General features: G+C 51.5%; 20 protein-coding genes, 1 other RNA gene and 1 pseudogene. 13 read left to right on the top strand and 9 right to left on the bottom strand.

Annotated elements, in window-relative coordinates:
* Positions 1-213: 213 nt before the first annotated feature.
* From argO to srsR, 3 genes and pseudogenes are all read left to right on the top strand, one after another.
* Positions 214-849: an arginine exporter ArgO gene (argO, locus tag EA14781_RS07455; protein ID WP_002461329.1), complete on the top strand. Its 636-nt coding sequence runs from the start codon at positions 214-216 to the stop codon at positions 847-849.
* A 93-nt stretch (positions 850-942) separates the two neighbouring features.
* Positions 943-1,683 carry an oxidative stress defense protein gene (locus EA14781_RS07450; RefSeq protein ID WP_000669822.1) on the top strand — a complete coding sequence of 247 codons (741 nt, stop codon included), beginning with the start codon at positions 943-945 and terminating at the stop codon, positions 1,681-1,683.
* Positions 1,684-1,853: 170 nt separating this feature from the next.
* A pseudogene (srsR, locus tag EA14781_RS25205) lies at positions 1,854-2,750 on the top strand (LysR family transcriptional regulator SrsR).
* On the opposite strand, the gene scpC reads toward srsR, so the two are convergent.
* From scpC to argP, 5 genes are all read right to left on the bottom strand, one after another.
* Positions 2,747-4,225: a propionyl-CoA:succinate CoA transferase gene (scpC, locus tag EA14781_RS07435; protein ID WP_001027664.1), complete on the bottom strand. Its 1,479-nt coding sequence runs from the start codon at positions 4,223-4,225 to the stop codon at positions 2,747-2,749. The pseudogene srsR and the gene scpC sit on opposite strands and share 4 nt — an antisense overlap.
* 25 nt (positions 4,226-4,250) lie before the next feature.
* Positions 4,251-5,036 carry a methylmalonyl-CoA decarboxylase gene (gene scpB, locus EA14781_RS07430; RefSeq protein ID WP_000122072.1) on the bottom strand — a complete coding sequence of 262 codons (786 nt, stop codon included), beginning with the start codon at positions 5,034-5,036 and terminating at the stop codon, positions 4,251-4,253.
* A 10-nt stretch (positions 5,037-5,046) separates the two neighbouring features.
* A complete protein-coding gene (gene meaB / locus EA14781_RS07425; RefSeq protein ID WP_000606474.1) occupies positions 5,047-6,042 on the bottom strand; it encodes a methylmalonyl Co-A mutase-associated GTPase MeaB in 996 nt (331 codons plus the stop codon).
* The gene (gene scpA, locus EA14781_RS07420; protein ID WP_000073231.1) at positions 6,035-8,179 is read right to left on the bottom strand and encodes a methylmalonyl-CoA mutase; all 2,145 of its coding nucleotides are present in this window, start codon (positions 8,177-8,179) and stop codon (positions 6,035-6,037) included. The genes meaB and scpA overlap by 8 nt, the downstream gene beginning before the upstream one ends.
* A 203-nt stretch (positions 8,180-8,382) precedes the next feature.
* The gene (argP, locus tag EA14781_RS07415; RefSeq protein ID WP_000828341.1) at positions 8,383-9,276 is read right to left on the bottom strand and encodes a DNA-binding transcriptional regulator ArgP; all 894 of its coding nucleotides are present in this window, start codon (positions 9,274-9,276) and stop codon (positions 8,383-8,385) included.
* A gap of 157 nt (positions 9,277-9,433) precedes the next feature.
* On the opposite strand from argP, the gene rpiA reads away from it, so the two are divergent.
* From rpiA to EA14781_RS26060, 3 genes are all read left to right on the top strand, one after another.
* Positions 9,434-10,093 (top strand): ribose-5-phosphate isomerase RpiA, encoded by a 660-nt coding sequence (gene rpiA, locus EA14781_RS07410; RefSeq protein ID WP_002461336.1) that lies wholly within the window; start codon positions 9,434-9,436, stop codon positions 10,091-10,093.
* Between the two features lie 256 nt (positions 10,094-10,349).
* Positions 10,350-11,582: a phosphoglycerate dehydrogenase gene (gene serA, locus EA14781_RS07405; protein WP_001151605.1), complete on the top strand. Its 1,233-nt coding sequence runs from the start codon at positions 10,350-10,352 to the stop codon at positions 11,580-11,582.
* A 229-nt stretch (positions 11,583-11,811) separates the two neighbouring features.
* Positions 11,812-11,871 (top strand): type I toxin-antitoxin system Ibs family toxin, encoded by a 60-nt coding sequence (locus tag EA14781_RS26060; protein ID WP_123058238.1) that lies wholly within the window; start codon positions 11,812-11,814, stop codon positions 11,869-11,871.
* 99 nt (positions 11,872-11,970) lie between these two features.
* Here EA14781_RS26060 and EA14781_RS07395 read toward each other — a convergent pair whose 3' ends face one another.
* The 3 genes from EA14781_RS07395 to zapA form a co-directional block, all read right to left on the bottom strand.
* Positions 11,971-12,573 (bottom strand): 5-formyltetrahydrofolate cyclo-ligase, encoded by a 603-nt coding sequence (locus tag EA14781_RS07395; RefSeq protein ID WP_024164723.1) that lies wholly within the window; start codon positions 12,571-12,573, stop codon positions 11,971-11,973.
* A 20-nt stretch (positions 12,574-12,593) separates the two neighbouring features.
* A non-coding RNA gene (gene ssrS, locus EA14781_RS22965) (6S RNA) lies at positions 12,594-12,777 on the bottom strand.
* A gap of 41 nt (positions 12,778-12,818) precedes the next feature.
* On the bottom strand, positions 12,819-13,148 hold the full coding sequence (gene zapA, locus EA14781_RS07390) for a cell division protein ZapA (protein WP_001276008.1): 330 nt from the start codon (positions 13,146-13,148) through the stop codon (positions 12,819-12,821).
* A 167-nt stretch (positions 13,149-13,315) separates the two neighbouring features.
* On the opposite strand from zapA, the gene ygfB reads away from it, so the two are divergent.
* Genes ygfB through ubiI form a run of 4 tightly spaced genes read left to right on the top strand, consistent with a single transcriptional unit; the run spans position 13,316 to position 17,645 of the window.
* Positions 13,316-13,894 carry a UPF0149 family protein YgfB gene (ygfB, locus tag EA14781_RS07385; protein ID WP_002461343.1) on the top strand — a complete coding sequence of 193 codons (579 nt, stop codon included), beginning with the start codon at positions 13,316-13,318 and terminating at the stop codon, positions 13,892-13,894.
* Positions 13,895-13,919: 25 nt separating this feature from the next.
* Positions 13,920-15,245 carry a Xaa-Pro aminopeptidase gene (gene pepP / locus EA14781_RS07380; RefSeq protein WP_000111498.1) on the top strand — a complete coding sequence of 442 codons (1,326 nt, stop codon included), beginning with the start codon at positions 13,920-13,922 and terminating at the stop codon, positions 15,243-15,245.
* Positions 15,242-16,420, top strand: coding sequence for a 2-octaprenyl-6-methoxyphenyl hydroxylase (gene ubiH / locus EA14781_RS07375; protein ID WP_000111239.1), 1,179 nt, complete (start codon positions 15,242-15,244; stop codon positions 16,418-16,420). The genes pepP and ubiH overlap by 4 nt, the downstream gene beginning before the upstream one ends.
* Positions 16,421-16,442: 22 nt before the next feature.
* Entirely contained in the window at positions 16,443-17,645 is a 1,203-nt protein-coding gene (ubiI, locus tag EA14781_RS07370; RefSeq protein WP_001192214.1) for an FAD-dependent 2-octaprenylphenol hydroxylase, read from the top strand.
* A gap of 73 nt (positions 17,646-17,718) precedes the next feature.
* On the opposite strand, the gene EA14781_RS26155 is transcribed toward ubiI, so the two are convergent.
* Positions 17,719-17,802: a hypothetical protein gene (locus EA14781_RS26155; protein ID WP_419666889.1), complete on the bottom strand. Its 84-nt coding sequence runs from the start codon at positions 17,800-17,802 to the stop codon at positions 17,719-17,721.
* Between the two features lie 290 nt (positions 17,803-18,092).
* On the opposite strand from EA14781_RS26155, the gene gcvT reads away from it, so the two are divergent.
* From gcvT to gcvP, 3 genes are all read left to right on the top strand, one after another.
* Entirely contained in the window at positions 18,093-19,187 is a 1,095-nt protein-coding gene (gcvT, locus tag EA14781_RS07365) for a glycine cleavage system aminomethyltransferase GcvT (RefSeq protein ID WP_000068713.1), read from the top strand.
* Between the two features lie 23 nt (positions 19,188-19,210).
* Positions 19,211-19,600 (top strand): glycine cleavage system protein GcvH, encoded by a 390-nt coding sequence (gene gcvH, locus EA14781_RS07360; RefSeq protein WP_002461349.1) that lies wholly within the window; start codon positions 19,211-19,213, stop codon positions 19,598-19,600.
* 117 nt (positions 19,601-19,717) lie between these two features.
* Positions 19,718-22,591 (top strand): aminomethyl-transferring glycine dehydrogenase, encoded by a 2,874-nt coding sequence (gcvP, locus tag EA14781_RS07355; protein WP_000194993.1) that lies wholly within the window; start codon positions 19,718-19,720, stop codon positions 22,589-22,591.
* Positions 22,592-22,912: the final 321 nt, after the last annotated feature.

Below are 22,912 nucleotides of genomic sequence, written 5' to 3'. Positions count from 1 at the left end.
ATATCAATCCTTTACAAAGCGAGCAGGTAAGCATGCCATAGTGTCAGTTGCGCTATGGGAAATAATGGTGTTTTTATCTTAAATTCAGTTCCCAGATAGGATTATTTTGTTTGTTATTAAAATAATTTATACACTATTAATATTATCAATTTCTACTAATGTTATTCCCGCACTATAGTCTCCGCGTCAGATAATTAAATCGGAATAATTAACGTGATATCTTATTATTTTCAAGGACTTGCTCTTGGTGCTGCAATGATCCTGCCGATTGGCCCACAAAATGCGTTTGTAATGAATCAGGGGATTCGTCGCCAATACCATATTATGACGGCCTTGCTTTGTGCACTCAGCGATTTGCTGCTTATTTGCGCCGGTGTTTTTGGCGGTAGTGCGTTACTCATGCAGTCGCCATGGTTGCTGGCGCTGGTGACCTGGGGTGGCGTTGCTTTTTTGCTGTGGTATGGTTTTGGTGCTTTTAAAAACGTAATGAGCAGCAATACTGAGCTAGTCAGTGCCGGGATGATGAAGCAGGGACGATGGAAAATTATCGCCACTATGTTGGCAGTCACCTGGCTGAATCCGCATGTTTATCTGGATACCTTTGTGGTATTGGGCAGCCTGGGTGGGCAGCTGGCCCCGGAGCCAAAACGCTGGTTTGCACTTGGTACGATTAGTGCTTCTTTTCTGTGGTTTTTTGGCCTGGCGTTGTTAGCTGCCTGGTTGGCGCCGCGTCTGCGAACTGCCAATGCACAGCGTATTATCAATATTATTGTGGGGGGTGTGATGTGGTTTATCGCCCTGCAACTGGCGAAAGATGGCATTGCTCATGTACAAGCCTTATTCAGTTAGGCGCTATCTGATGGAAAATTAAAACAGAACCGCTAAGCTTGCCTCCAGAGGTCCTGAAATTGTGGGCAAGTCAATTAACACGGAGAGACTAACGTGAAGTTCAAAGTTATCGCCCTGGCGGCATTGATGGGTTTTAGCGGGATGGCGGTGCAAGCTAACGAATTGCCGGATGGACCGCATATTGTTACCTCCGGTACGGCAAGTGTCGATGCGGTGCCAGATATCGCCACTCTTGCTATTGAAGTTAACGTGGCTGCGAAGGATGCTGCTACAGCTAAGAAACAGGCGGATGAACGCGTTGCGCAATATATCTCTTTCCTTGAACTCAATCAGATAGCCAAAAAGGATATTCGTTCTGCGAATTTACGGACCCAGCCAGATTACGATTACCAGGACGGTAAAAGTATTCTGAAAGGTTACCGGGCTGTGAGAACGGTAGAAGTGACGTTGCGTCAGTTAGACAAACTAAATTCTTTGTTGGATGGTGCGCTGAAGGCCGGGCTTAACGAGATTCGTTCTGTTTCGTTAGGCGTGGCACAGCCGGATTCTTATAAAGATAAAGCGCGCAAAGCGGCGATCGATGATGCGATTCATCAGGCGCAGGAGCTGGCTGCCGGTTTTAATCGCAAATTGGGGCCGGTTTACAGTGTGCGCTACCATGTTTCAAACTATCAACCAAGCCCAATGGTACGGATGATGAAAGCGGATGCCGCCCCGGTTTCTTCTCAGGAAACCTATGAGCAGGCTGCAATTCAGTTTGATGATCAGGTCGATGTCGTCTTCCAGTTAGAACCTGTTGATCAACAACCAGCAAAAACATCTGCCGCAAAATAATACATCCAGCCCGACTCATTCGTCGGGCTAATATCTTCACCTGATATTGTCTTCTTTTTCTGTAATTTTCTGTAAAACCATGACGCAATCACCTATCTTTGTCCGTGATTTTATTAAGGATAGGCTTACTGAAACGGTTAAGCGGATAGGGATGTTGGTGGAGAGCAGGTATGGATATTTTTATTTCGAAAAAGATGCGCAATTTTATTTTATTAGCGCAAACCAATAATATTGCCAGGGCAGCAGAAAAAATACATATGACTGCCTCGCCATTTGGCAAAAGTATTGCCGCTCTGGAAGAGCAAATTGGTTATACACTGTTTACCCGCAAAGATAATAATATTAGCCTCAATAAAGCAGGGCAGGAACTTTATCAAAAACTTTTTCCTGTTTATCAACGGCTTTCTGCTATTGATAATGAGATCCATAACTCAGGGCGTCGTTCACGTGAAATTGTGATTGGTATCGATAATACTTATCCGACAATTATTTTTGATCAGCTAATCAGCCTCGGCGATAAGTATGAAGGAGTTACAGCACAGCCGATTGAGTTCAGTGAAAATGGCGTTATCGACAACCTTTTCGATCGCCAGCTTGATTTTATTATCTCCCCACAGCACGTCTCAGCTCGCGTGCAGGACCTGGAAAATCTGGCGATCAGCGAATTGCCGCCGCTACGACTGGGCTTTCTTGTTTCTCGCCGTTATGAAGAGCGACAAGAACAGGAACTGCTACAGGAGTTGCCCTAGTTACAGATGCGCTTTCAGAACCGGGCGAACTTTGAAGCGATGATTGATGCGAACATGCGCCCTTGTGGGATTAATCCAACCATTATTTATCGTCCATACAGTTTTATGGCCAAAATCAGCGCCGTAGAGCGTGGACATTTCCTTACGGTGATCCCGCATTTTGCCTGGCGCCTGGTAAATCCGGCAAAGCTGAAATATTTTGATGCGCCGCATACGCCAATGTATATGCAGGAATATCTTTATTCGATTAGAAATCATCGATATACCGCCACGATGCTTCAATATATTGCTGAAGATCGTGACGGTACGAGCAATTAACCCAACATTGAGCCGGTTTCGATCAGATTGCGGTGTAGATCGAAAACATGGTTTAGATCGTGATGAATATGACCGCCTGGCGCATTTTCCAGATAGCGATGCAGATAATCCCGGTACATGGGGTGAGCGCAGTTATCAATAATAGAACGGGCGCGTTGAAGTGGAGACAGGCCGCGAAGATCGGCGATCCCTTGCTCCGTGATGATCACTTTCACACTGTGTTCGCTGTGATCGACATGACTGCACATTGGCACAACGGTTGAGATCTTACCCTCTTTAGCAATAGATGGCGCCATAAAGATCGACAGATAAGCGTTACGTTCGAAATCACCGCTTCCGCCGATACCATTCATCAAATCAACGCCGGCAACGTGCGTGGAGTTGGCGTGCCCGTAGATATCAAACTCCAGGCCGACGTTCAGGGCGATAACGCCAAGACGGCGGATAATTTCTGGATTATTGGAAATTTCCTGTGGTCGCAGCACAATGCGACTGGCGAAATAGTCCATATTGTCGTAAATCTTGCGCAGTGAATCGGCAGAAACCGTCAGACTTGAAGCACTGGCGCCGGTAACTTTTCCGGTTTCTAACAGATGCACGACAGATTCCTGTAGTACTTCCGAATACATCATAAATGAAGGAATATCCGGGTTTTCGCCCAACCTCGCCATTACTGCGTTATTGATGTTACCTACTCCGCTTTGCAGCGGTAGAAACTCTGGTGGAATGCGTCCGTTTGCCATCTCATTCAGCAAAAAGGTCACTACATTGTCGGCGATTTGCTGACAAATAGGGTTCTGCTTATCGAGTACGTTACCGGCATCGGGGAGGTTGGTTTCCACGACAGCGACAATTTTTTTCGGATCAATTTGCACATAGCGAGTACCAACGCGATCCATCGCATGAAAGATCGGAACGCTATTGCGGCGTGGAGGGGCGCCGGGAGTCACAATATCGGCCAGTTCGGCGACACGCGGATCGTGATAGTGATTGAGTTCAATGATCACTTTCTTCGCTCGCAATAACCTGGTCGGGGCATTACCAATCCCGCTGGTTAACCAGACTCGACCATCCGGCGCTATCGCAGACGCTTCAATTACCGCAATATCAATCTCGCCGAAGAAACCGTAATTGACCATTTGTGCCACTTCACTCAAATGCAGATCAACAAAGCTCACCGATCCCTGATTGATTTTCTTACGCAAACCCGACGATGTTTGATACGGCGCGCGCCATGAGACGGCATCTGCTTCAGAGAGAACATCGTCAGCGGCGGCGCTAATCGATGCCCCGGTCAGCAAGCGAATTTGATACGGTTTCTTCGCTTCATGTTGTTCGCTGGCGCGACGGGCAATAGCGACAGGCAGAGCCTTTGGTGAACCTGCGGGAGTAAAACCGCTGAATGCCACCATATCGTTATGCTGGATAATTTCCGCCGCTTCATCGGCGCTCATCCTTGTCCAGGAAATATTCATCCTTTACTCCTTCGTTCGCAGGCCATTAATGGCCGACGAAATTAGGTTTACGTTTTTCCAGGAATGCATTCATACCTTCCTGATAATCATCGCTGTCATAAACGGCGCGTCGCATACCCTGAATACGTTCGAATTCATCTGAATTCATGGTGTGTGCTTCGCCAAGTACGCGCAGTTCTTCTTTAATTACCGCAATCGCCAGTGGCGCTTTTTCCGAAATGTGATGTGCCATTTGTAAGGTGAAGTCTTCCAGTTCTTCGACGTCAACAACGTGGTTGAGAATGCCGACGGCCAGCGCGCGCTGAGCGGTGATAGGCGAAGCGGTAAAAATCAGCTCTTTGACGATGTGGAAACCTGCATCGCGGGTCAGGTTGTGAATGCCAACCAGGTTATATGGTACGCCCAGGTTGACCGGCGTCATTGAGAAGGTTGAAGAACTGGCGGCGATGATCAGATCTGAACTCATGATCATTTCAAATGCGCCCCCCCAGACGCTGCCTTCGACCATCGAAATGATTGGCTTCGGGAATTTCTGGATCATGCGAGTGATCTGGCGCAGCGGATCGTCGTAGGAGAGAGGATCGCGACCGCCTGATGGCTGTTCATGAATATCATGGCCTGCGGAGAAAACTTTCGATCCACTCGGCGCTCGCAGGATAATACAACGGATTTCTGGTCGGTTAAGATCGCTTAACGCCTGAATCAGGTCATCAATAAATACTTTACTTAACGCATTGAGTTTGCGGGTATAGTTGAACTCAATGATCGCAACTTTGTTGATAGTGACAACATTAACATACTGATAAGACATACAAATTCCCTTAATCAAAATACTGCGTCTGAATAAATTCACTGAGCTGTCGCAGGCCGGTGCGTGGCGAAAGCGTATTGTTTTTGACCGCTAACAATGTCTGGTGGTAATAGCGACTGAAATCTTCATTAGCGAACAGGTGGTGCAGCACCTCTTCTTCGGTTTGCTTACGTAGCCATTCCACCGATTGTTGCTGCCGTACCTGCTGCAAACGGCCACTGGCAGTGAGCGCTGTTTTGAAATCAATGATTGCGCGCCAGATCTCATCAATACCGTGTTTTTCCAGCGCGCTACAGGTGAGGACCCGTGGCTGCCATTCATCGTATTTGCGACGCATAATATGCAGGGCACTCTCATACATATGGCGGGCAATGGCGACATTCGCATGGTTATTCCCATCGTCTTTGTTAATGACGATCAGATCCGCCATTTCCATCAGCCCTTTTTTGATACCCTGTAGATCGTCGCCGCCGCCGGCAATTTGCAGCGAGATAAAACAGTCCACCATGCGGGCCACTTCCGTTTCTGACTGACCGACGCCGACCGTTTCGATAATCACCACGTCATAACCCGCCGCTTCACATAACAGCATTAACTCCTGGGCCCGCTGGCTGGCGCCGCCAAGGTGACAGGCTGAAGGAACCGGGCGAATAAATGCTGCATCGGAACGCGCCAGTTCAGTCATTCTGGTTTTATCCCCGAGAATGCTGCCACCTGTGACCGGGCTGCTGGGATCAACGGCGATAATCGCAACTTTTAATCCCTGGCGAATTAGCAACATGCCAAAGGTTTCAAGAAAGGTACTTTTCCCTGCGCCTGGCGTGCCGGTAACGCCCAGCCGGAGGGCGTTACCGCAAAATGGCATAATGGCGTCAAGCAATCGGGTGCTGAGCGCCTGATGACGAGGATGACGGCTTTCCACCAGGGTCATTGCCTGGGCGAGCGTGGCGCGCTCACCCAAACGTAAGCGCCGGATACTGTCTGCAAGCGAGGCTTCATTAATCATGATGTTGACTGATGCGGGTCAGCACATCGCGCACGCTGTCGAGCATGGGGGTGCCAGGGCCATAGATCGCTGCCACGCCGCGCTCTTGCAAGAAGGCATAATCCTGCGGCGGAATAACGCCGCCGGCAACCACGCAGATGTCTTCACGTCCCCATTTCTTCAATGCTGTAACCAGTTCTGGTATCAACGTTTTATGACCCGCCGCCAGTGAGGATGCGCCAACGACATGAACGTCGTTTTCCACTGCCAGACGAGCGATCTCTTCCGGTGTTGAGAACATAGGGCTTAAATCGACATCAAAACCGAGATCGGAGTAGGCGCTGGCGATCACTTTTGCTCCGCGATCGTGTCCATCCTGACCCATTTTGGCGATCAGAATACGGGGACGGCGACCGTTTTCGGTGAGGAACTGGTTTGTTTGCGCAACGATAGCGTCGAATTCGGCGGCTGATTTATCGGACTGATGGTAGCTTTGCGCAATCACGCCAGTAACACACTGGCTCGGTACCAGATAACGGTCAAATGCGGCTTCCAGCGCATCGGAGATTTCGCCCAGCGTCGCACGAACACGCGCGGCGTTAACGGCGGCTGCCAACAGGTTTTCATTATGCTGTGCTGCGTGAGTCAGGGTGTTCAGAGCGGCTGTTACTGCTGCATCATCACGGGCGGCGCGAATGCGTTCCAGTGAAGCAATTTGCTCGTTACGCACCATTACGTTGTCGATCTCAAGTACATCAGTTTCGTCTTCGTGATCCAGTTTGTACTTGTTAACGCCAACGATCACACGCTTGCCCTGATCGATAAGCGACTGCTCGCGCGCGGATGCTTCTTCGATCATTCGTTTTGGTAAACCGGCTTCGATCGCTTTCGCCATCCCGCCTGCTTCATCGATCTGCTGAATGATGGATCTGGCTTGTTTCACGATCTGATCGGTCAGTGATTCGATGTAATAAGAACCGGCCAGAGGATCGACTGTGCGGCAGATTTCTGACTCTTCCTGAATGATGATCTGCGTGTTGCGGGCAATGCGTGCCGAGAAATCGGTGGGCAGACCAAGCGCTTCATCAAATGCGTTAGTATGTAGCGATTGCGTTCCGCCCAGAGTGGCCGCCAGCGCTTCAATGGTTGTGCGGATGACGTTGTTATACGGATCCTGTTCAGTCAGACTCCAGCCGGAGGTCTGACAATGGGTGCGCAGCGCCAGCGATTTCGGGTCCTGGGCGCCGAATCCGCTGACCGCTTCACTCCACAAATAACGTGCCGCGCGCAGCATAGCGACATTCATAAACAGATCCATGCCAATGCCAAAGAAGAATGACAGACGCGGTGCGAAGTCATCAATCTTCAGCCCAGCGGAGATTGCTGCTTTGATGTATTCAATGCCATCGGCAAGGGTAAACGCGACCTGCTGTACGCAGTTCGCGCCCGCTTCTCCCATGTGGTAGCCGCTAATACTGATGGTATTAAAGCGCGGCATGTTACCGGAACACCAGGCGATGATGTCGGCGATAATGCGCATGGACGGTTTTGGCGGATAAATGTAGGTATTGCGACAGAGATATTCTTTCAGGATATCGTTCTGAATGGTGCCAGTCAGTTTTTCGGGCGTAACGCCTTGTTCTTCGGCGGCAACGATATAAAACGCCAACACCGGCAGGACTGCACCGTTCATGGTCATCGAAACTGACATTTTATCCAGCGGGATCTGGTCGAACAGCACCTTCATATCTTCCACCGTGTCGATTGCGACGCCCGCTTTACCGACGTCGCCCGCGACGCGTGGATTATCAGAGTCGTAGCCGCGGTGAGTTGCCAGGTCAAATGCAACGGAAAGTCCTTTTTGCCCGGCGGCGAGGTTACGACGATAAAAGGCGTTGGACTCTTTTGCGGTGGAGAAACCGGCATATTGACGGATAGTCCACGGTTGGGCGGTATACATGGTTGCGCGAGGACCACGCACGTAGGGCGGTAAACCAGGAAGAGTACCGGTCACTTCCAGATTGTCGAGATCGGCTTCGGTATACAGCGGCTTGATGGCGATCCCTTCCGCGGTTTGCTTCACCAGCGAGTCGACGGTTTTCTCCCGACGGCTCAATTCCTTGTTGGCAAGCTGTTGCCACTCCTGCACGTTAGACATTATCTGCTCCATAAAACGCAATAAAAATGAGGGTATTTGCGCTTACGGTGAACTTTTTACGCTGATTTGTCGCCAGCAAAAAAAATGCATTGAGGCGTCGTTTTTTGCCGTGTGAGATTTGTCTGTTTTGTGATGGAATTCAAAGAATATAAAAAGATATTGGTGGAATGCCTGATATGTGCTACCAGGCATTAAGTGATTGATTACTCTTGACGAAGAACCTTGTGACCATAGTCAAGTAACGCATCGGTTACTTTACGCATCATGCGGCTTTCAGGGGCAAAACGGTGCCAGTAGAGCATCCGCCGTTGAAATAGTCCGGGTGTCAGGTTGATCAACTCGCCGCTGTCCAGCTCTTTCTCAATTTGCAGGTGCGGAATCATACAGCAGGTCGTTCCCTGACGAGCGAGCTGCACGAACGCTTCTGATGAGTTAACGATATGGCATGGCACGCTACCTGGCGGCAAATCGAAGTTTTGTTGCAAGAATGCCTGGTGCATATCGTCAAGATGGTCAAAGGCGACGACTGGCGCTTTCAGCAATGCAGAACGCGTTACACCGTTGGGGAAATATTTTTCGGCAAACGGTTTGGAACTGACAAAGAGATAGTCGAGCGCGCCCAGTTTATCTACAAGACAACTGGGCAGCGCCTGGTGTTGAATACTCACTGCGCCAACGACTTCGCCGCGACGCAGACGTTCCTGGGTACGGGTTTCGTCTTCCACCTGTAAGTTCAGGCGGATAGGCGAGTCTGCCAGCACAGGGGCCAGCGCCGGAAGCAACCAGGTTGCCAGACTGTCGGCGTTAACCGCCAGTGAGAGTAATAGCGGGGTTGAACCGGTTTGTTCATCGCCCAGCCACTCTTCTTCCAGCAATTCAACCTGGCGAAGCAGCGCCAGCAATTTTTGCCCTTGTTCTGTTGGGCGTGGCGGGACCGTACGCACCAATAACGGCTGCCCGAACATATTTTCCAGTTGCTTAATACGTTGTGAGACTGCTGATTGCGTAATGCACAATTTCTGTGCTGCGCGCTCAAATCCTCGTTCACGTATCACTGCATCCAGTGCCTGTAATGATCTGTAGTCCGGGCGTTTCATTGCTTTGGCCTGCTCCTGAAATTTTCTTATGCCGAACTATGACATAATTTTGCATTGGATACAGAGCAAATCCACTATCTACGTGCCTTCGCGGGGATATTTTTCTCATTAATGATCTATAATGCGCCTCGAATTTCATATCACAGGCGAAACGATCATGACGCAGGATGAATTGAAAAAAGCAGTAGGATGGGCAGCACTTCAATATGTTCAGCCCGGGACCATTGTTGGCGTAGGCACGGGGTCAACCGCCGCACATTTTATTGATGCGCTCGGCACGATGAAAGATCAGATTGAAGGTGCGGTTTCCAGTTCTGAAGCATCCACTGAAAAACTGAAAAGCCTCGGCATTCACGTTTTTGATCTCAATGAAGTGGACAGCCTCGGCATCTATGTTGATGGCGCTGATGAAATCAACGGCCATATGCAGATGATCAAAGGCGGTGGTGCGGCGCTAACGCGTGAAAAAATAGTTGCTTCAGTGGCGAAGAAATTTATCTGTATTGCGGACGCCTCTAAGCAGGTTGATATTCTGGGTAAATTCCCGCTGCCGGTAGAAGTTATTCCGATGGCGCGTAGCGCAGTAGCGCGCCAGCTGGTGAAATTGGGTGGCCGACCGGAATACCGTCAAGGCGTGGTAACCGATAATGGTAACGTGATTCTCGACGTTCACGGTATGGAAATTCTTGACCCTATAGCGATGGAAAACGCGATTAACGCTATTCCTGGTGTCGTTACTGTTGGTCTGTTTGCTAACCGTGGTGCGGATGTTGCGCTGATTGGCACGGCTGACGGTGTCAAAACCATTGTGAAATGAGCTGACGGGGGAACGTGTTCCCCCGCTAAAATTTTTGTACTGTTAAATTTGGTGACATGTGTCACGTTTTTCCTTCGAAATTGCCTAACCATCTAAAGAAAGTCTTATCCCCAGTATTTTCTTCTGTTAATTAACCTCACGTGATATTTCCTCAACATCGCGACGCAAACGTTCATATTGCCGCAATATTATTTTTTGATATGTTGAAAGGCGGATGTAAATCCACACACAACATTTCAAAGACAGGATTGGGTAAATGGCAAAGGTATCGCTGGAGAAAGACAAGATTAAGTTTCTGCTGGTAGAAGGCGTGCACCAAAAGGCGCTGGAAAGTCTTCGCGCGGCAGGTTATACCAACATCGAATTTCACAAAGGCGCGCTGGATGATGAACAATTAAAAGAATCTATCCGCGATGCCCACTTCATCGGCCTGCGATCCCGTACCCATCTGACCGAGGACGTGATCAACGCAGCAGAAAAACTGGTCGCAATTGGTTGCTTTTGTATCGGCACAAATCAGGTTGATCTGGATGCGGCGGCAAAACGCGGGATCCCAGTATTTAACGCGCCGTTCTCGAATACGCGCTCTGTCGCGGAGCTGGTGATTGGCGAACTTCTGTTACTGTTGCGCGGCGTGCCGGAAGCTAACGCCAAAGCACACCGTGGCGTATGGAATAAACTGGCGGCGGGATCTTTTGAAGCGCGCGGTAAAAAGTTGGGTATCATCGGCTATGGTCATATTGGTACACAACTGGGCATTCTGGCGGAATCGCTGGGAATGTATGTTTACTTCTATGATATTGAAAACAAACTGCCGCTGGGCAATGCCACTCAGGTACAACATCTTTCTGACCTGCTGAATATGAGCGACGTGGTGAGTCTGCATGTGCCAGAGAATCCGTCCACCAAAAACATGATGGGAGCGAAAGAGATCTCGCTGATGAAGCCCGGCTCGCTACTGATTAACGCCTCTCGTGGCACGGTGGTTGATATTCCCGCTCTGTGCGATGCGCTGGCGAGCAAACATCTGGCCGGTGCGGCAATCGACGTATTTCCCACGGAACCGGCGACCAACAGCGATCCGTTTACCTCTCCGCTATGCGAATTCGACAATGTTCTGCTGACGCCGCACATTGGCGGTTCGACTCAGGAAGCGCAGGAGAATATCGGTCTGGAAGTGGCTGGTAAGCTTATCAAATACTCTGATAATGGCTCTACGCTCTCTGCAGTGAACTTCCCGGAAGTCTCGCTGCCGTTACATGGCGGTCGCCGACTGATGCACATCCATGAAAACCGTCCGGGCGTGCTGACTGCGCTGAACAAAATATTTGCCGAGCAGGGCGTTAACATTGCCGCGCAGTATCTGCAAACTTCTGCTCAGATGGGCTACGTAGTTATTGATATTGAAGCTGATGAGGACGTCGCCGAGAAAGCACTGCAAGCGATGAAAGTTATTCCGGGGACTATCCGCGCTCGTCTGCTGTACTGATTTCTCCATCTCTGACAAATAACGGGCAGGTCGCTGACTTGCCCGTTTTTTTATTCGTTTTCCCCACATTTGCAGTGCCGTACATATGTCTTTGCGAGTCTGCTCGAAGAAATAAACCAAAGCCAGATCAATGCGTTGTGTTTGTATATGGAGGATTTACGATGGCGGGGCAGCACAGGGCTGCAACGGTAAAGTCCTCACCGAAGTGAGGGCTTGAAGGAGAAGGGTTATGATGAAGAGCGTCATCATACTGGTCATTCTGTTGATGATAAGCTGCCCGGCTTTCTAACAGTGTGCCAGAGGGAGGGGAAACCCTCCCTTACCCTTACTCACTAAATTAGGTTAAAGAATCAACGATGTCAATCAGGGCGATGCAGGTGTGTCGCCCTTACCACTCCCAGACTTTCGACGGTGTAACCACCGCAGGCAGTGGAATATCCCACTTCTCCACCGGCAGTTTTTCTACTAACTGGCAATCATGCGCATAACCTATCGGTTGCATTTTGTAGTGCTGCCAGTTTTGTAAGGTTCGATCATAAAAACCACCGCCCATTCCCAGGCGTTGACCGTATTCATCAAAAGCTACCAGCGGTGTGATCAATACATCTAGCCGGGAAAGGGGAAGCACATCGCGCACGTCCAGTTTTGGCTCAAGGATCTTCAACCTGTTCATCACCAGTTCACTTTGCGGATGGTAATTCAGGAATAGCAAATTACCGGCACTAAAAGGATGCAAAACTGGAAGATATACGCGCTTTCCGGCGCGCCAGAGTTGTTCTATGAGCGGTTGAGTGTCGAGTTCGCCATCAAACGAGAGGAATACAGCAACTGTATGCGCCATCACCACCGGGGGATAATTCATCATCCGGGTAGCGGCTTGTTGACCCATTTCTTGCTGTTGTTCTGGCGTTAACGCACGACGACGCAGCCGAATCATTTTGCGGATGTCTTGTCGGGATAATGTCAGTGGGAGTTCTGATAGTTGTGTCATGGCTGGTGCCAGATAAGAAGGGAATCTCCGAGATGCCGCCGCAGGCTGTAACCCTTGAACCCTTGGTTCAAGGTGAATGTGTCGTCGCAGTTTTAAGGCTTCTCGGACGGACCGAGCATGCTCACCAACCGCGGAGCGCCACATTCTTGTGGTATGAAATATCGGCTCAGGGGACTGGCCCGCTTGCGAACATCTCAGAGAAATTTTGTCTTCACGGTTACTCTACCATAGTAAACCGAAAAGTGTCATTCAAAGTTTTGGTTCGTTTTTTCGGTGATGCGACCTTGTTCAAGTAACGCTTGTTCTATGGTCTGTTGCAGCATCCGAATACGCTGTTCCATACTCGCCGCGTAGTCCCGAGTTTTCGCTTTTTCTTGCGCTAACTCGTAGCTGATATTCAACGCGGCAATGAAGACCAACTGTTCTGTATTTGTGACTCTAGTGCGTTCTTTCAGATCTTGCAACCGCTGGTTCAGATCGTCCGCGGCCTGATTCAACGCATCCCTTTGGTCAGGCGGGCAGTTCACTCGCAGTGAACGGCCAAAAATTTGGATATCGACGGGTTGTGCAGACATGCCACCTTCCTGCTGATTGACTGCGCTGCCTTCGTCTTTAGACCCATGGTCTGCGAAGGGGCGACACTATAGCTACCCTGATGAGAAGAGACAAGCCCTTTTCTGGTCCACCAGGGCCCAAAGTGGTAGCATACCATGAATATTCCTCCCTTTGATGACGAATGCTTATGTCTATACAGAATGAAATGCCTGGTTACAACGAAATGAACCAGTATCTGAACCAACAAGGGACGGGTCTGACCCCTGCTGAAATGCATGGTTTGATCAGCGGGATGGTATGCGGCGGTAACGATGACAGCTCATGGCTGCCGCTGCTTCACGACCTGACGAACGAAGGCATGGCTTTCGGTCATGAGCTGGCACAGGCACTGCGCAAAATGCACTCTGCTACCAGCGATGCCCTGCAGGATGACGGTTTTCTTTTTCAGCTTTATCTGCCTGATGGTGATGATGTCAGCGTTTTCGATCGTGCGGATGCGCTGGCAGGTTGGGTCAATCACTTCCTGCTTGGTCTTGGCGTTACGCAACCGAAGCTGGACAAAGTGACCGGCGAAACCGGTGAAGCCATCGACGATCTGCGTAATATTGCGCAGTTGGGCTACGACGAAGACGAAGATCAGGAAGAGCTGGAAATGTCGCTTGAAGAGATCATCGAGTATGTCCGTGTCGCTGCGCTGTTATGCCACGATACCTTTACCCATCCGCAACCGACCGCGCCAGAAGTACAAAAACCGACTCTACACTAAAAACAAAAAACGTAAGGAGAGTGTTATGAGTGTGATATCCCAGCAAGAATTTCAGCGCCGCCGTCAGGCCCTGGTGGAGCAAATGCAACCTGGCAGCGCGGCGCTGATTTTTGCCGCCCCGGAAGTGACTCGTAGCGCCGACAGCGAATACCCCTATCGTCAGAACAGCGACTTCTGGTACTTCACTGGCTTTAACGAACCGGAAGCGGTGCTGGTGCTGATTAAAAGCGATGACACTCATAACCACAGCGTTCTGTTTAACCGCGTTCGCGATCTGACGGCAGAGATCTGGTTTGGTCGCCGCTTAGGTCAGGATGCCGCGCCAGAGAAACTGGGCGTTGACCGCGCACTGGCGTTCAGCGAAATCAATCAGCAACTTTATCAATTGCTTAATGGTTTGGATGTGGTTTACCACGCCCAGGGCGAATACGCGTATGCTGATGAAATCGTGAACAGCGCGCTGGAAAAACTGCGTAAAGGCTCGCGGCAAAATCTCACTGCCCCGGCAACGATGATCGACTGGCGTCCCATGGTCCATGAAATGCGTCTGTTCAAATCGCCAGAAGAGATTGCCGTTCTTCGTCGAGCTGGCGAAATTACTGCACTGGCGCATACACGGGCGATGGAAAAATGCCGTCCGGGGATGTTTGAGTACCATCTGGAGGGCGAAATTCACCACGAATTTAACCGCCACGGCGCGCGTTATCCTTCCTACAACACCATTGTCGGCAGCGGTGAGAACGGCTGCATTTTGCACTACACCGAAAACGAGTGTGAACTGCGCGACGGCGATCTGGTGTTGATTGACGCGGGTTGCGAATACAAAGGCTACGCTGGCGATATTACCCGCACCTTCCCGGTCAACGGCAAATTCACACAGGCTCAGCGCGAAATCTACGACATTGTGCTGGAGTCTCTCGAAACCAGTTTGCGCCTGTATCGTCCGGGAACGTCCATTCAGGAAGTCACCGGTGAAGTGGTGCGCATTATGATTAGCGGCCTGGTAAAACTGGGTATCCTGAAAGGCGATGTCGATGAACTGATCGCCCAAAATGCGCACCGTCCCTTCTTTATGCATGGCCTTAGCCACTGGTTAGGGCTGGATGTTCACGACGTTGGCGTTTATGGTCAGGATCGCTCGCGCATTCTGGAACCGGGCATGGTACTGACCGTAGAGCCGGGTCTGTATATCGCGCCGGATGCGGATGTGCCAGAACAATATCGCGGCATCGGCATTCGTATTGAAGACGACATTGTGATCACCGAAACCGGCAACGAAAACCTCACCGCCAGCGTGGTGAAAAAGCCGGAAGAAATCGAAGCGTTGATGGCAGCTGCGAGAAAACAATGAGCGTAATCATCGTCGGTGGCGGCATGGCGGGCGCGACGCTGGCGCTAGCTATTTCCCGGTTAAGTCATGGGACGCTGCCGGTACATCTGATTGAAGCGACCGCGCCAGAGTCACATGCTCATCCGGGCTTTGATGGACGAGCTATTGCGCTGGCGGCGGGTACCTGTCAGCAACTGGCGCGCATCGGCGTCTGGCAATCTCTGACTGATTGCGCAACCGCCATTACTACTGTGCATGTCAGCGATCGTGGTCATGCCGGATTCGTCACCCTCGCTGCAGAAGATTACCAACTGGCGGCGTTGGGGCAGGTTGTCGAATTGCACAATGTCGGGCAACGGCTGTTTGCATTGCTGCGCAAAGCACCTGGCGTAACGCTGCATTGCCCTGATCGCGTGGCTAACGTTTCCCGTACTCAAAGCCACGTTGAAGTGACGCTGGAGAGTGGCGAGGCGCTGACGGGCCGCGTGCTGGCGGCGGCTGACGGCACCCATTCAGCGTTAGCCACCGCGTGCGGTGTTGACTGGCTGCAGGAGCCTTACGAACAACTGGCAGTGATTGCCAACGTTGCGACTTCCGTTGCGCACGAAGGGCGCGCTTTTGAACGCTTCACACAACATGGCCCGCTGGCGATGTTGCCGATGTCTGACGAACGCTGTTCGTTGGTCTGGTGTCATCCACTGGAACGGCGCGAAGAGGTGCTGGCGTGGAGCGACGAGAAGTTTTGCCGTGAACTCCAGTCTGCCTTTGGTTGGAGACTGGGGCAAATTACCCATGCAGGAAAACGCAGTGCTTATCCGCTGGCGTTAACCCGCGCTGCCAAACCTATTACCCATCGTACCGTGCTGGTAGGTAATGCGGCGCAAACCCTGCACCCGATCGCCGGGCAAGGATTCAACCTTGGTATGCGTGATGTGATGAGTCTTGCGGAAACTCTGACTCAGGCGCAGGAGCGTGCAGAAGATATTGGTGATTACGGCGTATTGTGCCGTTATCAGCAGCGTCGGCAGAGCGATCGCGAAGCAACCATTAGCGTCACGGACAGTCTGGTGCATCTCTTTGCCAACCGTTGGGCGCCGCTGATTGCCGGGCGTAACCTCGGGCTGATGGCGATGGAATTATTCACTCCGGCACGCGATGTGCTGGCGCAGCGCACCCTCGGTTGGGTAGCGCGTTGAAGGCGGCTTTAAGGAATAAACAATGCAAAGTGTTGATGTAGCCATTGTTGGCGGCGGCATGGTGGGGCTGGCGGTTGCCTGCGGCTTACAGGGGAGCGGATTACGCGTCGCCGTACTGGAGCAGCGCGTACCGGAACCTCTGGCGGCGGATGCACCACCACAACTGCGCGTTTCGGCTATCAATGCCGCCAGCGAAAAATTACTCACCCGTCTTGGCGTCTGGCAGGAGATCCTCTCCCGCAGAGCTAGCTGCTATCACGGCATGGAAGTGTGGGATAAAGACAGTTTTGGTCACATCTCGTTTGATGATCAAAGCATGGGCTATAGCCATCTTGGGCATATCGTTGAAAATTCAGTCATTCACTACGCGCTGTGGAACAAAGCGCAGCAGTCGTCAGATATCAGCCTGTTAGCTCCCGCAGAATTACAGCAGGTTGCCTGGGGAGAGAACGAAACCTTCCTGACGTTGAAAGACGGCAGTATGTTAACGGCGCGTCTGGTGATTGGCGCAGACGGCGCTAATTCCTGGTTGCGCAACAAAGCCGATATTCCGCTGACTTTCTGGGATTATCAGCATCACGCGCTGGTGGCGACTATTCGCACGGAAGAGCCGCATGAAGCAGTGGCGCGCCAGATTTTCCACGGCGAAGGCATTCTGGCCTTTTTGCCGCTTAGCGATCCGCATCTTTGCTCAATTGTCTGGTCATTAGCACCACAGGAAGCGAAACGGATGCAGCAGGCAGGCGAAGAGGAATTTAATCGCGCGTTAAATATCGCTTTTGATAATCGCCTGGGCTTATGCAAGGTTGAGAGTGAACGCCCGGTGTTCCCGTTGACGGGGCGCTATGCGCGCCAGTTTGCCGCGCACCGTCTGGCGCTGGTGGGCGACGCCGCGCATACCATTCATCCGTTGGCAGGCCAGGGCGTGAACCTCGGCTTTATGGATGCCGCGGAGCTGATTGCTGAACTGAAACGGTTGCATCGTCAGGGTAAAGACATCGGGCAGTACATTTACCTGCGTCGCTATGAGCGTAGCCGCAAACACAGCGCGGCGTTGATGTTGACAGGTATGCAGGGATTCCGCGATCTGTTTTCCGGGGCTAATCCGGCGAAAAAACTGCTGCGTGATATTGGTCTGAAACTGGCCGACACGCTTCCTGGCGTTAAGCCGCAACTTATCCGTCAGGCAATGGGATTAAACGATTTGCCTGAATGGCTGCGTTAAAAATTTTCCCTCTGTTGTTTATTTGATACCCATCACACTTTCATCTCCCGGTTTTTTCGCCGGGAGATTTTCCTCATTTGAAATAAACTAATTTCACCTGCAATTTCGCATTATATTTTCTAATGTCGCATTTTTTGGGTTTGGTGATTTTTGACATCTTTTTAGTTCTTAATATTGGTTTACATGAGTTCGTTGTCTGAATATGGCGTGTTTGCATAAGAATATGAATATTTTTTAGTTTTTTATTCTGTTGTGATTTTGGCATTTTTTAACCATAAGCTAATGTGATGATCAATTTTACCTTATGGTTAACCGTCTGTTTCGGTGGTAAGTTCAGGGAAAAGAGAACGATTGCGTTGGGGACCGGGAGTGGCTCCGATGCTGGGTTTCGTGGTGATGATTTCACCGTGAAAAAGTTGTCAGCCCCGCTTATTCAATGAGGACAAGATGGCACAACAGACACCTTTGTACGAACAACACACGCTTTGCGGCGCTCGCATGGTGGATTTCCACGGCTGGATGATGCCGCTGCATTATGGTTCGCAAATCGACGAACACCACGCGGTACGCACCGATGCGGGAATGTTTGATGTGTCACATATGACCATCGTCGATCTTCGCGGCAGTCGCACCCGGGAGTTTCTGCGTTATCTGCTGGCGAACGATGTGGCGAAGCTCACCAAAAGCGGCAAAGCCCTTTACTCGGGGATGTTAAATGCCTCTGGCGGGGTGATAGATGACCTCATCGTCTACTACTTCACTGAAGATTTCTTCCGCCTCGTTGTCAACTCCGCCACCCGCGAAAAAGACCTCTCCTGGATTACCCAACACGCTGAACCTTTTGGCATCGAAATTACCGTTCGTGATGACCTCTCCATGATTGCCGTACAAGGGCCGAATGCGCAGGCAAAAGCTGCTACACTGTTTAATGATGCTCAGCGTCAGGCGGTGGAAGGGATGAAACCCTTCTTTGGCGTGCAGGCGGGCGATCTGTTTATTGCCACCACCGGTTATACCGGTGAAGTGGGCTACGAAATTGCGCTGCCCAATGAAAAAGCGGCGGATTTCTGGCGCGCGCTGGTAGAAGCGGGCGTTAAGCCATGTGGCCTGGGCGCGCGTGACACGCTGCGTCTGGAGGCGGGTATGAATCTTTATGGTCAGGAGATGGACGAAACCATTTCTCCTTTAGCCGCCAACATGGGCTGGACCATCGCCTGGGAACCGGCAGATCGTGACTTTATCGGTCGCGAAGCCCTGGAAGCGCAGCGTGAATATGGCACAGAAAAATTAGTTGGCCTGGTGATGACCGAAAAAGGCGTGCTGCGTAATGAACTGCCGGTACGTTTTACCGATGCGCAGGGCAATCAGCATGAAGGCATTATCACCAGCGGGACGTTCTCCCCGACGCTGGGTTACAGCATTGCGCTGGCGCGCGTGCCGGAAGGCATTGGCGAAACGGCGATTGTGCAAATTCGCAACCGTGAGATGCCGATTAAAGTGACTAAACCTGTTTTTGTGCGTAACGGCAAAGCCGTCGCGTGATTTACTTTTTTGGAGATTGATTGATGAGCAACGTACCAGCAGAACTGAAATACAGCAAAGAACACGAATGGCTGCGTAAAGAAGCCGACGGCACTTACACTGTTGGCATCACTGAGCACGCTCAGGAGCTGTTAGGCGATATGGTGTTTGTTGACCTGCCGGAAGTCGGCGCAACGGTAAGCGCGGGCGATGACTGCGCGGTTGCCGAATCGGTAAAAGCGGCGTCAGACATTTATGCGCCAGTAAGCGGTGAAATCGTGGCGGTGAACGACGCACTGAGCGACTCCCCGGAACTGGTAAACAGCGAGCCGTACGCTGGTGGCTGGATCTTTAAAATCAAAGCCAGCGATGAAAGCGAACTGGATTCACTGCTGGATGCGACCGCATACGAAGCATTGTTAGAAGACGAGTAACGGCTTTATCCCTCTTCTGCGGGAGAGGGCCGGGGTGAGGAAAATTCGCGCCTCACCCCACTCTCTTCGCAAGGAGAGAGGTTCACCATTCACTGCACGTTTCAGGAACCATCGCTCATGACACAGACGTTAAGCCAGCTTGAAAACAGCGGCGCTTTTATTGAACGCCATATCGGACCGGACGCCGCGCAACAGCAAGAAATGCTGAATGCCGTTGGCGCACAATCGTTAAACGCGCTGACCGGCCAGATTGTGCCGAAAGATATTCAGCTTGCGACCCCGCCACAGGTTGGCGCACCGGCGACCGAATACGCCGCGCTGGCGGAACTCAAGGCTATTGCCAGTTGCAATAAACGCTTCACGTCTTACATCGGCATGGGTTACACCGCCGTGCAGTTGCCGCCGGTTATCCTGCGCAATATGCTGGAAAATCCGGGCTGGTATACCGCGTATACTCCGTATCAACCTGAGGTTTCCCAGGGCCGCCTTGAAGCACTGCTCAACTTCCAGCAGGTAACGCTGGATTTAACCGGACTGGATATGGCCTCTGCTTCTTTGCTGGATGAAGCCACTGCCGCCGCCGAAGCAATGGCGATGGCGAAACGCGTCAGTAAACTGAAAAATGCCAACCGCTTCTTCGTGGCTTCTGACGTGCATCCGCAAACGCTGGATGTAGTACGCACCCGTGCTGAAACTTTTGGTTTTGAAGTGATTGTCGATGACGCGCAAAAAGCGCTCGATCATCAGGACGTCTTTGGCGTGCTGTTACAGCAGGTCGGCACGACGGGGGAAATCCACGATTACACTGCGCTTATCAGCGAACTGAAATCACGCAAAATTGTGGTCAGCGTCGCCGCCGATATCATGGCGCTGGTGTTGTTAACTGCGCCGGGTAAACAGGGCGCGGATATTGTCTTTGGTTCGGCGCAACGCTTTGGCGTACCGATGGGCTACGGTGGCCCACACGCGGCATTCTTTGCGGCGAAAGATGAATACAAACGCTCAATGCCGGGCCGTATTATTGGCGTATCGAAAGATGCCGCAGGCAATACTGCGTTGCGCATGGCGATGCAGACTCGCGAGCAACATATTCGCCGCGAGAAAGCGAACTCCAACATCTGTACCTCTCAGGTATTGTTGGCAAATATTGCCAGTCTGTATGCTGTTTATCACGGTCCGGTTGGCCTGAAACGTATCGCTAACCGCATCCACCGTCTTACCGATATCCTGGCGGCGGGCCTGCAACAAAAAGGTCTGAAGCTGCGTCATGCGCACTATTTTGACACCTTGTGTGTGGAAGTGGCAGATAAAGCGGGCGTGCTGGCGCGTGCCGAAGCGGCTGAAATCAACCTGCGTAGCGATATTCTGAACGCGGTTGGGATCACCCTTGATGAAACCACCACCCGCGAAAACGTGATGCAGCTTTTCAGCGTGCTGTTGGGCGATAATCACGGGCTGGACATCGACACGCTGGACAAAGACGTGGCGCACGATAGCTGCTCTATTCAGCCTGCGATGTTGCGCGATGACGAAATCCTTACCCATCCGGTGTTTAATCGCTACCACAGCGAAACCGAAATGATGCGCTATATGCACTCGCTGGAGCGTAAAGATCTGGCGCTGAATCAGGCGATGATCCCGCTGGGTTCCTGCACCATGAAACTGAACGCCGCCGCCGAGATGATCCCGATAACCTGGCCGGAATTTGCCGAACTGCATCCGTTCTGCCCACCGGAACAGGCCGAAGGTTATCAGCAGATGATCGCGCAACTGGCTGACTGGCTGGTGAAACTGACCGGTTACGACGCCGTGTGTATGCAGCCGAACTCTGGCGCTCAGGGCGAATACGCGGGCCTGTTGGCGATTCGCCATTATCACGAAAGCCGCAACGAAGGTCATCGTGATATCTGTTTGATCCCGGCATCGGCGCACGGTACTAATCCTGCTTCCGCACATATGGCAGGAATGCAGGTGGTCGTTGTGGCGTGTGATAAAAATGGCAACATCGATCTGGCTGATCTGCGCGCTAAAGCGGAACAGGCGGGCGATAACCTCTCCTGCATCATGGTGACCTATCCTTCCACCCACGGTGTGTACGAAGAAACGATCCGTGAAGTGTGTGAAGTCGTACATCAGTACGGCGGTCAGGTTTACCTTGATGGCGCGAACATGAACGCCCAGGTCGGCATCACCTCGCCGGGCTTTATTGGCGCGGACGTTTCGCACCTTAACCTGCATAAAACCTTCTGCATTCCGCACGGCGGCGGCGGCCCGGGGATGGGACCGATCGGCGTGAAAGCGCATCTGGCACCGCTTGTGCCGGGTCATAGCGTGGTGCAAATCGAAGGTATGTTAACCCGTCAGGGCGCGGTTTCTGCGGCACCGTTCGGTAGCGCATCCATTCTGCCAATCAGCTGGATGTACATCCGCATGATGGGCGCAGAAGGGCTGAAAAAAGCAAGCCAGGTGGCAATTCTTAACGCCAACTATATTGCCAGCCGCCTGCAGGATGCCTTCCCGGTGCTGTATACCGGTCGTGATGGTCGCGTGGCGCACGAATGTATTCTCGATATTCGTCCGCTGAAAGAAGAAACCGGCATCAGCGAGCTGGATATTGCCAAGCGTCTGATTGACTACGGTTTCCACGCGCCGACCATGTCGTTCCCGGTGGCAGGGACGCTGATGGTTGAGCCGACTGAATCTGAAAGCAAAGTGGAACTGGATCGCTTTATCGACGCGATGCTGGCTATCCGCGCGGAGATCGACCAGGTGAAAGCCGGTGTCTGGCCGCTGGAAGATAACCCGCTGGTGAACGCGCCGCACATTCAGAACGAACTGGTCGCCGAGTGGGCACACCCGTACAGCCGTGAAGTTGCGGTATTCCCGGCAGGCGTGGCAGACAAATACTGGCCGACAGTGAAACGTCTGGATGATGTTTACGGCGATCGTAATCTGTTCTGCTCCTGCGTACCGATTAGCGAATACCAGTAATTTACTGATTCGACTAACGTCTAAAGGCGCTTCGGCGCCTTTTTCGCGTGTTGACAAAGTACACTTTGTTTATGCTGGAAGCGGTATGCGCCTCTTATTCGACCAGCGTTCAGCACCTGCAGGGATTGGTCGCTCTGATAAGCGTAGCGCATCAGACAATTATGTACTTGCCATCAGTTTGTTAGTCGGAATTAAATTGCCTGATTTTTAATAAGCTTTTCACTCATTATTCATCGTGAATGATTTGTATTTTGCTGTTATTTAATAAAGCGAATACTGTGTGTTCACATGCAATCACAAATAACTTCCCTTTGAAATCGT

This window comes from Escherichia albertii NBRC 107761 = DSM 17582, from assembly GCF_000759775.1.
GTDB lineage: Bacteria > Pseudomonadota > Gammaproteobacteria > Enterobacterales > Enterobacteriaceae > Escherichia > Escherichia albertii.
The sequence above is the reverse complement of the archived record's forward strand: the minus strand, read 5'-3'. Positions and strand labels throughout refer to the sequence as shown.

What these genes read in the sequence shown, in the direction of transcription:
- ubiH (WP_000111239.1), top strand. Translation starts at nt 15,242, where the DNA reads ATGAGCGTAATCATCGTCGGTGGCGGCATGGCGGGCGCGACGCTGGCG.
- scpA (WP_000073231.1), bottom strand. Translation starts at nt 8,179, where the DNA reads ATGTCTAACGTGCAGGAGTGGCAACAGCTTGCCAACAAGGAATTGAGC.
- EA14781_RS26155 (WP_419666889.1), bottom strand. Translation starts at nt 17,802, where the DNA reads ATGTCAAAAATCACCAAACCCAAAAAATGCGACATTAGAAAATATAAT.
- ubiI (WP_001192214.1), top strand. Translation starts at nt 16,443, where the DNA reads ATGCAAAGTGTTGATGTAGCCATTGTTGGCGGCGGCATGGTGGGGCTG.
- zapA (WP_001276008.1), bottom strand. Translation starts at nt 13,148, where the DNA reads ATGTCTGCACAACCCGTCGATATCCAAATTTTTGGCCGTTCACTGCGA.
- serA (WP_001151605.1), top strand. Translation starts at nt 10,350, where the DNA reads ATGGCAAAGGTATCGCTGGAGAAAGACAAGATTAAGTTTCTGCTGGTA.
- EA14781_RS07395 (WP_024164723.1), bottom strand. Translation starts at nt 12,573, where the DNA reads ATGACACAACTATCAGAACTCCCACTGACATTATCCCGACAAGACATC.
- ygfB (WP_002461343.1), top strand. Translation starts at nt 13,316, where the DNA reads ATGTCTATACAGAATGAAATGCCTGGTTACAACGAAATGAACCAGTAT.
- scpB (WP_000122072.1), bottom strand. Translation starts at nt 5,036, where the DNA reads ATGTCTTATCAGTATGTTAATGTTGTCACTATCAACAAAGTTGCGATC.
- pepP (WP_000111498.1), top strand. Translation starts at nt 13,920, where the DNA reads ATGAGTGTGATATCCCAGCAAGAATTTCAGCGCCGCCGTCAGGCCCTG.
- scpC (WP_001027664.1), bottom strand. Translation starts at nt 4,225, where the DNA reads ATGAATATTTCCTGGACAAGGATGAGCGCCGATGAAGCGGCGGAAATT.
- gcvP (WP_000194993.1), top strand. Translation starts at nt 19,718, where the DNA reads ATGACACAGACGTTAAGCCAGCTTGAAAACAGCGGCGCTTTTATTGAA.
- gcvH (WP_002461349.1), top strand. Translation starts at nt 19,211, where the DNA reads ATGAGCAACGTACCAGCAGAACTGAAATACAGCAAAGAACACGAATGG.
- rpiA (WP_002461336.1), top strand. Translation starts at nt 9,434, where the DNA reads ATGACGCAGGATGAATTGAAAAAAGCAGTAGGATGGGCAGCACTTCAA.
- argP (WP_000828341.1), bottom strand. Translation starts at nt 9,276, where the DNA reads ATGAAACGCCCGGACTACAGATCATTACAGGCACTGGATGCAGTGATA.
- meaB (WP_000606474.1), bottom strand. Translation starts at nt 6,042, where the DNA reads ATGATTAATGAAGCCTCGCTTGCAGACAGTATCCGGCGCTTACGTTTG.
- gcvT (WP_000068713.1), top strand. Translation starts at nt 18,093, where the DNA reads ATGGCACAACAGACACCTTTGTACGAACAACACACGCTTTGCGGCGCT.